We start from the raw sequence: 8608 nt of genomic DNA on the forward strand, positions 1-8608 counted from the left end.
TCTTAATGATTACGCGTCAGGTACGCGTTGAAACCGTGGTCGAGATAGGCGTCGAGCGGAAGGTTGTCGCTCAGCATGGCCGTTGCTGGCGCTTGTGATCGGGCTGGCGGGCATTGCTTATTGGGAAGATCAGCAGCGTACCGCCGAACTCGCCGATATCGACGCGGCCATGCTGAGCGACAACCTTCCGCTCGACGCCTATCTCGACCACGGTTTCAACGCGTACCTGACGCGTAATCATTAAGTCTGCAGGAGTTATCGGGTGAGTTACAAGCGCGGCCTCGCGATTGTCTTTGGATGCGCAATTGCGGGACTCGTCGCGTTTGCCGCCACCTATCCGCGATTCTACTCGGCCGCTTCCGCGGTTACCGTTGCTGCCGCGCCTTCTGGCGCGAGCGCGGCGGACGTGTTGTCCCCGCTTTCATCGCTCTCCCCCGACAGCCCTCTCGCCTGGAATCGGCTCACCGAAACCCAGCGAACCGCACTCGCGCCCTTTGCAAAACAATGGGATCAGTTCAGCGAAGAGCGCAAGCTGAAGTGGATGAAGATCGCGTCGCGGTATCCCAAGCTCTCGCCCGAAGGGCAAAAGCGCTTGCACGAGCGGATGGCCGAATGGGTCCGCATGACGCCGGACCAGCGCAAGGTCGCGCGGGAAAATTACCAGGTCTCCAAGTCCGTGCCGGTTGAAAAGCGCGAACGCGCCTGGGATGCGTATCAGAAGCTTCCCGAAGAGCAAAAGAAGAAATTGGCGGCAGCCGAGAAACCTCGCCGGCCGACCGTCGTCAGCGCGCCGCCCTCCGGAAAAACCGAAGTCAAGGACATCAACCGGCTGATTACCGGCCGGGACCACGGGCATGCGTCCGACGCTATGGGAGCAGACATCGGCACGCCTGCGTCTGTAGCGCCCGCCATTCCGAGTGCGGCCAGTTTTGTTCCCGCCACGCCGATTCCGGTTTCGCCTCAGCAGGCACCATCGATCTTCAACGGTTCCTGAGCCATGGTGAGTGCTTCCTTCGAGTCACTCGCCGCAGCCCCATTGGTCGCGCCCAAGTTGCGCCGCCGCCTCGCCACCATGGTCTATGAGGGCGTGATCCTCTTTGGGATCGTGTTCATCGCCGGATACCTGTTCAGCACGCTCACGCAGCAACGCAACGGACTCACCCATCACAACCTTTTGATGACGTGGATAGGGATCGTGCTCGCGATTTATTTCGTCTACTTCTGGACCCATGGCGGCCAGACGCTGCCCATGAAGACATGGCGCCTTAAAGTGGTCGATGCCCGCGGCGCCAAGGTCTCGACGGCGCGCGCCGTGTTGCGGTTCGTTTTAGCCTGGTTATGGTTCTTGCCGCCGCTTGCGCTGCATCCGTTGCTCGGCTTGAGTGTGCCCGTCACGCTGTGTCTGTGCGCCGGGTGGATCGTGCTATGGGCAGCGGCCGTATGGCTTGATCCGTCGAGACAGTTCCTGCACGACCGGATGGCAGGCACGCGCGTGGTGGCTGTGTCGCCGACGGTCCCTGCTTGATCGATGGCCCGGCGCCTTCGTCCTTACTCCAAATCAACTCAGCCAGTCCGGATCATTGTTCAACGCCATATGCAGGTTGTCGTTGAAGTGATGCACACGAAAACCTTCCTGCGCGAATAACGTGTCCAGCGCGCGTCGCGTGTAAATGGTGATGTGGCCATTACGCGGCGCAATGTACCAGTGGTCCATACCGCGCGGCGCAACGTGATCGATAGTCAATGTCGAGAACAGCAACACGCCGCGCGGACCCAGCAGCCTCAAGGCTTCCCGGACGGTCGCGACCGGCTCCGGTGTGTGTTCGAGCACTTCGAAAGCGCTGACGAAGTCGAAGGAATCGGAGGGCGGCGGCGCATCGGCCGCGTCCATCGGGTCCCAGCTCCGGGCGTCCAATCCACCTTTTCGTAACAGTCCCGCCAGCTTTCCATTCCCGCCGCCGTAGTCCAGGCATTTCAGGTCTTTGCCCTTCTTGACGAAATCAAGAATGAAGGCGGCGTTACTGGCCGGCCGCGCAGCGACATAATCAGGGTCGATCAGCACGTAGTCGTCGTTATAGATGTGCTGCACGTATTCGGCCTTGCTCCAGTCGTCGAACGCTCGTGTGAAGACAAGACCGCATTCATTGCATCGGTGGTAATAGATCGGCACGCCCGTGAGCGGCAGATAGTGGCCGCGCGCTTCTTCACAACTCTTTTGAAAATCGGTGACACCGTAAAGAGGCGCCTGCGCGTTGCAAATCTTGCAAGTCGATACGCATTCGACCGGACGTACCGTTACGTTAAGCATTAGTTAGGATTCCGCTGGAAACCGGCGAGTATAGAGTCGAATGTCGCTCCATTAGGCGACCGTATGCGCAGTTTTTACAGATCCTGCAATAGATGCAACAACTGTGTATCGGACACCCGATCAATAAGAAGTTTCTGTGACTGTCATGGCACCGTCACGCTGGCATGGCGCAATGGGCTCACTGCAACCCGTTGCGCGTGCCCATGGCCACCAAATCGTCTGCGAGTAACCTCAGTGATCTGTTAGGCGTTACCCTCCGCGATGCAGAAGCCATTGCGTTTCGCACCGGCGCCGCGCCATCTGCACCACCCGAAACGACCGGCGCGAACCTCGCGCCACAAGGCACTTCACGTCTCGACGATGCCCCCGCCGACCATCGGTACCGCACCATCTGGCTCTCCGATATCCACCTCGGCTCCGGCGGCTGCCAGGCGAACTACCTGCTCGACTTTCTTCGCTACAACGACTCGGAATACCTGTATCTGGTCGGCGACATCATCGACGGATGGCAGCTTCGCAAAGGCTGGTTCTGGCCGCAGGCGCACAACGACGTGATTCAAAAGATCCTGCGCAAGGCCCGCAAAGGCACGCAGGTGGTCTACATCCCCGGCAATCACGACGAAGCCGCGCGCCAGTTCTGCGACCTTGCATTCGGCGATATCCACGTGCGCCAGGAAGCTTTCCACACCACGCTTGCCGGCAAGCGCTTGTGGATCGTTCACGGCGATCTCTTCGATGGCGTCATCCAGCACGCCAAGTGGCTCGCCTATCTGGGCGACACGCTCTACACGATCATCCTCTTGCTCAACCGCTGGTTCAATCGCGTGCGCAGCCGCTTCGGTTTCAACTACTGGTCCCTCTCGCAGTACCTCAAGCATCAGGTCAAGAACGCGGTCAATTTCATCTCGAAGTTCGAATCCGTGATGACCGATGAAGCCCGCCGGCGCGGTTGCGATGGCGTGGTCTGCGGGCACATTCACAAAGCGGAGATTCGCGATATAGACGGCGTTCTTTATTGCAACGACGGCGACTGGGTCGAGAGTCTGTCGGCGCTCGTCGAGACGTTCGAAGGCGAACTGAAGATCGTCTATTGGACCGTATTGCGCGCACCAGAACACCACGCACAAAAGGCCGGGGCAACCGCCTGAGCATTTCACTTAACCGAGAGGCCATCGAATGAAAATCATGATCGTGACCGATGCTTGGGAACCTCAAGTCAACGGCGTCGTGCGGACGCTCAAAAGCACGAGCCGCGAACTGACGGCTTTGGGGCACCGCGTGGAGTTGCTGACGCCGCTCGAGTTCAAGACCATACCGTGCCCGACGTATCCCGAGATCCGGCTGTCCTTGCTGCCGCGCCGCCGGGTGGCGCAGCGCATCGAAGAATTTGCTCCCGATGCGCTGCATATCGCAACGGAAGGTCCGCTCGGCATGGCGGCGCGCGCCTTTGCCATACGCAACAAGTTGCCTTTCACAACCGCGTATCACACGCGCTTTCCTGAGTATGTACAGGCGCGTTTCGGCATTCCGCTTGGCGTGACGTACAAGTTCCTGCACTGGTTTCACAAGCCGTCGCAAGCGGTGATGGCACCGACGCCCGTGGTGAAAACCGACCTTGAAAAGTTCGGTTTCACGAACGTCGTGCTGTGGACACGGGGCGTGGATCTGGATATCTTTCAGCCGATGGACTCGAAGGTTCTCAACACCACGCGCCCGATCTTCTTGTACGTGGGACGCGTGGCGGTCGAGAAGAACGTCGAGGCATTTCTGAAGCTCGACTTGCCCGGTTCGAAATGGGTGGCGGGCGAAGGTCCTGCGCTCGCCGAGCTAAAATCGCGCTATACCAACGTGAACTATCTCGGCGTGTTGTCGCAGGCTGAACTCGCGAAGGTGTATGCAGCGGCAGACGTCTTTGTGTTCCCGAGCCGCACGGACACCTTCGGGCTGGTGCTGCTCGAAGCCATGGCATGCGGCACGCCGGTGGCGGCGTATCCGGTGACGGGTCCTATCGATGTATTGGGAACAGATGGACCCGGCGCACTCGATGAAGACCTGCAGGAAGCCTGCCTGCGAGCGCTTAAAATAGAACGTGCCGATGCGCGCGCGTGGGCGGAAAAGTTTTCGTGGCGCGCGGCATCGGAGCAATTTGCTTCGCATCTGAAACCGCTCGGCACACGCGGCGCGACGCAGGAACAGGCCGCCGCGTAGAGAGGTAACACGCAACGCCAACGCAACATCAACGCATCACCACCGAAGCCGCAATGTGAAAGCCAAACCTTCAGTACAAGCGGACTCATTGCTCTATGCTCATCGCGAACCCTTCGACCAGGAAGAGGACGCCGGCGAACCATTGAGCCCCGACGACATGCTTGCCCCGCTGCCCTTCAACCCTTACAAGGGCAATCGCGGCCTGACACGCGCCTGGCACGCGATGAAAAACTCGCTGAACGGCTTTCGCGTGGCGATCCGCGAGGAAAGCGCGTTCCGCCAGGAACTGACGCTCGCGGCCATTCTCTTGCCATGCGGGATTTTCGTGCCGGTTACGCCGGTCGAACGCGCGGTGTTGATGGCATCCGTGCTGCTGGTGTTGATGGTGGAGCTGCTTAATTCGAGCGTGGAAGCGGCCATCGACCGAATTTCGCTGGAGCGCCACGAACTGTCCAAACGCGCGAAAGACTTTGGCAGCGCGGCGGTGATGGTTGCATTGCTCGTGTGCCTGCTGACCTGGGGGCTGATAGTCGGCCCGCTTCTGTGGCAATTGACCCTAGCATTGTTTTAAGCCCGCGCCCGACTCCGACCCGTCCGGGAACCACCCGTTTATAATCGTCCGATATACAGATAGCCTCCGGTTCCGGGGCTCGAAGCGCTGCCGTCCAGGCGACGCTCAGCCGGAGCCGGTCAACCAGGTCGGACGACATGGAAGCAAAACCTCCCCGCCGCACCCGTGAGCGCATTCTCGAACTGTCGCTGAAGCTCTTCAACGATATCGGGGAGCCGAACGTCACGACCACGACCATCGCGGAAGAGATGGAGATCAGCCCGGGCAATCTGTACTACCATTTCCGCAACAAAGACGACATCATCAACAGCATCTTCGCGCAGTTCGAGCAACTGATCGAAAAGCGGCTGCGATTTCCGGACGACCATCGTCCGACCATCGACGAAATGTGGTCTTACCTGCAGTACATGGCGGATTTCCTGTGGCAGTACCGTTTCCTGTACCGCGACCTGAACGACCTGCTCGCCCGTAACCGCACGCTCGAAACACATTTCAAGCAGATCATCACGCACAAGGTCAACTTCGCGCAGCAGCTCTGTGACGCGCTTGTCACCGACGGCGAAATGGTCGCGACGCCCGCGGAAATCAAGGTGATCGCGACCAACATGGGGATCATCGCGACGTACTGGCTGTCGTATCAGTTCGTCATGAACCCGCGCAAATACAACGAGCAGGACACGATTCGCGCGGAATTGCATCAGGCAAGCCTGAATATCATCTCGGTGATGGCGCCGTATCTACGCGGCCGGTCTCGGCAGATTTTCGATGACCTCGTGTCGGGGAAAATGCCTGAGCGCGTCTTTGCCGACTACCGCGCGCCGAAGGAAGACGGCGCGCCCAAGGAACCCCTCTAATGAAAGCAGTTTGCGTATATTGCGGCTCCTCGAACGGAGCCCGCCCGATCTATGCCGAAGCCGCCAAGGCGTTCGGCCGCGCATTGGTTGAAGCGGATCTCGCGCTGGTCTACGGCGGCGGGAGCGTGGGACTGATGGGCACGATTGCCGACGAAGTGCTCGCGCACGGCGGCCGCGCGATCGGTGTGATTCCCGAATTGCTGATGAACAAGGAAGTCGGCCATAAAGGGTTGACCGAATTGCACGTGGTGCCCGACATGCATCAGCGCAAGAAGAAAATGGCTGATCTGTCGGATGCGTTCGTATCGATGCCAGGTGGCGTCGGCACGTTCGAAGAGCTGTTCGAGGTTTATACGTGGGCGCAACTTCGATACCACGACAAGCCGGTCGCGCTCCTGAACATCGACAACTATTACGACCCGCTTCTTGCCATGTTGCGGCATACCGTAGAAGAAGGTTTCATGCGCGCACCGTTTCTCGACATGCTTCAGGTCGCGTCCGATCCGGTGAAGCTGATCGGCGCGCTCAAGGCTTATACGCCGCCGACGATCGATCGCTGGCCCGAGAAACGCGACGCTGTCTGAACGAGGACATTGAATATGTCGAAGGTTGTTTTGATCACGGGCGGCAGCCGCGGTATCGGGCGTTCTGCCGCATTGTTGTGCGCCGCTCGCGGCTGGTCTGTCGGCGTGAATTACGCGACGAACCGCGCCGCGGCCGATGACACCGTCACCCGAGTGCAAGCCGCCGGCGGCCGCGCAATCGCCATAGAAGGCGACGTGAGCGTGGAAGCCGATGTCATCGCCATGTTCGATGCCACGGCGAAAGCCTTTGGCCCGATCGATGGCTTCGTGAACAATGCGGGGATCGTCGCACCGGGCTCGGCGCTGGCCGACATGGACGTGGCCCGCATGAAACGCGTCTTCGATACCAATGTGCTCGGCGCCTACCTTTGCGCGCGTGAAGCGGCGCGGCGGATGTCGACAAAGCGCGGTGGTACTGGCGGGTCCATCGTCAATATTTCGTCAGCGGCGGCGCGGCTCGGATCGCCTAACGAATACGTGGATTACGCGGGCTCGAAAGGCGCCGTCGATACGCTGACCATCGGCCTTGCAAAGGAGCTTGGTCCGGAAGGCGTGCGCGTGAACGCCGTGCGGCCGGGCCTGATCGATACCGAGATTCACGCGATCGGGTTTGCCGCCGCTCGGCCGTCCCGGCACCGCCGATGAAGTCGCGGAATCGATCGTATGGCTGTTGTCGGATGCGTCGTCTTATGTGACGGGCGCGTTGCTGGATGTAGCCGGCGGACGGTAGGTCCTTGCGGTTTCAGAAGCCGCGATTCATCTTCAACCACTTAAGCTCTTCGGCCGTCGACTCGCGGCCGAGGATCGCATTTCGATGCGGAAAGCGTCCGAATGCCTCGATCACTTCAGCGTGAAGGATTGCGTACTTCAACCCTGATTCGATGTCCTTATCGCGGGTTTCATCGAAGAGGATTTGATGGAGGCGCACGGCTTCTCGCTGGCTTTCGAGGTTCTCGTCGTGCTCGAACGGCATGGCGACGAACATGCGGTGACAGGGTGTCGGCAAGCTGCGTTCTTTGCCTGTATCGACCAGTTCCCGGGCGATTTTCAGCGCCATCATGTCGCCGGAAAACGCGCGCTGCGTTCCGCGAAAACAATTGCGCGTGAACTGATCGAGCATCACGATCAACGCCAACGCGCCGGGCGGCGTGGCCTGCCACGATGCAAGTTCTCCCCTCAACGCCGATTCAAGCATCGGGCCGAAACGCTCACGGAGTGAGGCATCGAAAGCGGGGCTTTTCTTGAACCACTGCCTGCGCGCATGGCCGAATCCGGGCGAATCCGGCGTGCCGAACCAGGCGTCCAGCACTGCCTGAGCGTCGGGATCAAGGGTACTCATGGGCGTCGCCTTTGCGCTCAGCCCGGACGATTGCGCATCCAGTCGGCGGTATCGAAGAAAGAGATGAGGAGGCGCTCGCGCATGATCTCGGTGAGGCCGATGTCCTCCATTGCCCATGCCATGCAGCGCAACCACTGATCGCGTTCCGGCGATGCAATCGCAAAAGGCAGATGCCGTGCGCGCAGACGCGGATGGCCAAACTTGGCTATGTAGTAATCGGGGCCGCCCATCCAGCCGCACAGGAACCAGAAGAATTTATCGCGAGAATTGTCGAGCGTGGGCGGATGCAAACCGCGCAGCACGGCGAATTCCGGCTCCAGGTCCATCAGGTCGTAGAACCGGTCGACGAGCGCGCGGACACGCTCCTCGCCGCCAATCAGTTCGAATGCCGTCGGTTGCGGCGTTTCTTGAGTCGTTGCGTCGGAAGTTGCTTCGGTCATGCGTATCTTTTGAAAATATCTCAGGCATCGCGCAGCGATTGCAGCGCCGGACGGGACAGCACGCGGCGCAGGCTCAACCAGCCACCGAGCCCCGAACAGACCACGCCCGCAGCAATGCCGGCCGGCACGAGCCATGGATTGAAGTCGATGTGAAATTCGAACACGCGCGTCGCAAGCAAAAAGCCGATGCCTTGCGCACCGAGCGCCGCCATCAGGCCGCTTAACGCACCCACCGCGATGAACTCCGCCGTCTGCACCGAGCGCACCTGCTTGTGCGAAGCGCCGAGCGCGCGCAGCAGCGCGA

The 8608-nt window shown here is 60.1% G+C and carries 11 protein-coding genes and 3 pseudogenes; 9 read left to right on the forward strand and 5 right to left on the reverse strand.

Features of this window, described 5'->3' with window-relative positions:
• Nucleotides 1-2: 2 nt before the first annotated feature.
• Nucleotides 3-80 (reverse strand): annotated as a pseudogene (locus ACRXB1_RS23570) (DUF3619 family protein); the annotation flags it as partial.
• On the opposite strand from ACRXB1_RS23570, the pseudogene ACRXB1_RS23575 reads away from it, so the two are divergent.
• The 3 genes and pseudogenes from ACRXB1_RS23575 to ACRXB1_RS23585 all read left to right on the forward strand — a co-directional run.
• Nucleotides 74-244: pseudogene (locus ACRXB1_RS23575) on the forward strand (DUF3619 family protein); the annotation flags it as partial. The pseudogenes ACRXB1_RS23570 and ACRXB1_RS23575 overlap by 7 nt on opposite strands.
• A gap of 18 nt (nt 245-262) precedes the next feature.
• A complete protein-coding gene (locus ACRXB1_RS23580) occupies nt 263-994 on the forward strand; it encodes a DUF3106 domain-containing protein (protein ID WP_375508319.1) in 732 nt (243 codons plus the stop codon).
• A 3-nt stretch (nt 995-997) separates the two neighbouring features.
• Nucleotides 998-1525: an RDD family protein gene (locus tag ACRXB1_RS23585; protein WP_062167101.1), complete on the forward strand. Its 528-nt coding sequence runs from the start codon at nt 998-1000 to the stop codon at nt 1523-1525.
• 33 nt (nt 1526-1558) lie between these two features.
• On the opposite strand, the gene ACRXB1_RS23590 is transcribed toward ACRXB1_RS23585, so the two are convergent.
• A complete protein-coding gene (locus tag ACRXB1_RS23590) occupies nt 1559-2308 on the reverse strand; it encodes a class I SAM-dependent methyltransferase (RefSeq protein WP_449493391.1) in 750 nt (249 codons plus the stop codon).
• A gap of 203 nt (nt 2309-2511) precedes the next feature.
• Here ACRXB1_RS23590 and ACRXB1_RS23595 point away from each other — a divergent pair, with 203 nt between their 5' ends.
• The 6 genes and pseudogenes from ACRXB1_RS23595 to ACRXB1_RS23620 all read left to right on the forward strand — a co-directional run bounded on the left by ACRXB1_RS23595 (nt 2512) and on the right by ACRXB1_RS23620 (nt 7255).
• The gene (locus ACRXB1_RS23595; protein WP_062167105.1) at nt 2512-3456 is read left to right on the forward strand and encodes a UDP-2,3-diacylglucosamine diphosphatase; all 945 of its coding nucleotides are present in this window, start codon (nt 2512-2514) and stop codon (nt 3454-3456) included.
• Between the two features lie 28 nt (nt 3457-3484).
• Entirely contained in the window at nt 3485-4516 is a 1032-nt protein-coding gene (locus tag ACRXB1_RS23600; protein ID WP_062167106.1) for a glycosyltransferase family 4 protein, read from the forward strand.
• 88 nt (nt 4517-4604) lie between these two features.
• Nucleotides 4605-5087, forward strand: coding sequence for a diacylglycerol kinase (locus ACRXB1_RS23605; RefSeq protein WP_449493395.1), 483 nt, complete (start codon nt 4605-4607; stop codon nt 5085-5087).
• 137 nt (nt 5088-5224) lie between these two features.
• Nucleotides 5225-5941 (forward strand): TetR/AcrR family transcriptional regulator, encoded by a 717-nt coding sequence (locus tag ACRXB1_RS23610; RefSeq protein WP_061999852.1) that lies wholly within the window; start codon nt 5225-5227, stop codon nt 5939-5941.
• Entirely contained in the window at nt 5941-6525 is a 585-nt protein-coding gene (locus ACRXB1_RS23615; protein ID WP_062167110.1) for an LOG family protein, read from the forward strand. The genes ACRXB1_RS23610 and ACRXB1_RS23615 overlap by 1 nt, the downstream gene beginning before the upstream one ends.
• A gap of 15 nt (nt 6526-6540) precedes the next feature.
• Nucleotides 6541-7255: pseudogene (locus ACRXB1_RS23620) on the forward strand (SDR family oxidoreductase).
• Between the two features lie 12 nt (nt 7256-7267).
• Here the strand turns inward: ACRXB1_RS23620 and ACRXB1_RS23625 are convergent.
• The 3 genes from ACRXB1_RS23625 to ACRXB1_RS23635 all read right to left on the reverse strand — a co-directional run.
• Nucleotides 7268-7864: a DUF924 family protein gene (locus ACRXB1_RS23625; RefSeq protein ID WP_449493392.1), complete on the reverse strand. Its 597-nt coding sequence runs from the start codon at nt 7862-7864 to the stop codon at nt 7268-7270.
• Between the two features lie 17 nt (nt 7865-7881).
• Nucleotides 7882-8304, reverse strand: a complete 423-nt coding sequence (locus ACRXB1_RS23630) for a group II truncated hemoglobin (protein ID WP_449493393.1) — start codon at nt 8302-8304, stop codon at nt 7882-7884.
• A gap of 20 nt (nt 8305-8324) precedes the next feature.
• Nucleotides 8325-8608 (reverse strand): FtsX-like permease family protein (locus tag ACRXB1_RS23635; protein ID WP_449493394.1); only part of this gene is annotated, 284 nt, incomplete at its 5' end.

The organism is Caballeronia sp. M23-90 (assembly GCF_053574605.1).

What these genes read in the sequence shown, in the direction of transcription:
- ACRXB1_RS23585 (WP_062167101.1), top strand. Translation starts at nt 998, where the DNA reads ATGGTGAGTGCTTCCTTCGAGTCACTCGCCGCAGCCCCATTGGTCGCG.
- ACRXB1_RS23590 (WP_449493391.1), bottom strand. Translation starts at nt 2,308, where the DNA reads ATGCTTAACGTAACGGTACGTCCGGTCGAATGCGTATCGACTTGCAAG.
- ACRXB1_RS23595 (WP_062167105.1), top strand. Translation starts at nt 2,512, where the DNA reads ATGGCCACCAAATCGTCTGCGAGTAACCTCAGTGATCTGTTAGGCGTT.
- ACRXB1_RS23600 (WP_062167106.1), top strand. Translation starts at nt 3,485, where the DNA reads ATGAAAATCATGATCGTGACCGATGCTTGGGAACCTCAAGTCAACGGC.
- ACRXB1_RS23610 (WP_061999852.1), top strand. Translation starts at nt 5,225, where the DNA reads ATGGAAGCAAAACCTCCCCGCCGCACCCGTGAGCGCATTCTCGAACTG.
- ACRXB1_RS23615 (WP_062167110.1), top strand. Translation starts at nt 5,941, where the DNA reads ATGAAAGCAGTTTGCGTATATTGCGGCTCCTCGAACGGAGCCCGCCCG.
- ACRXB1_RS23625 (WP_449493392.1), bottom strand. Translation starts at nt 7,864, where the DNA reads ATGAGTACCCTTGATCCCGACGCTCAGGCAGTGCTGGACGCCTGGTTC.
- ACRXB1_RS23630 (WP_449493393.1), bottom strand. Translation starts at nt 8,304, where the DNA reads ATGACCGAAGCAACTTCCGACGCAACGACTCAAGAAACGCCGCAACCG.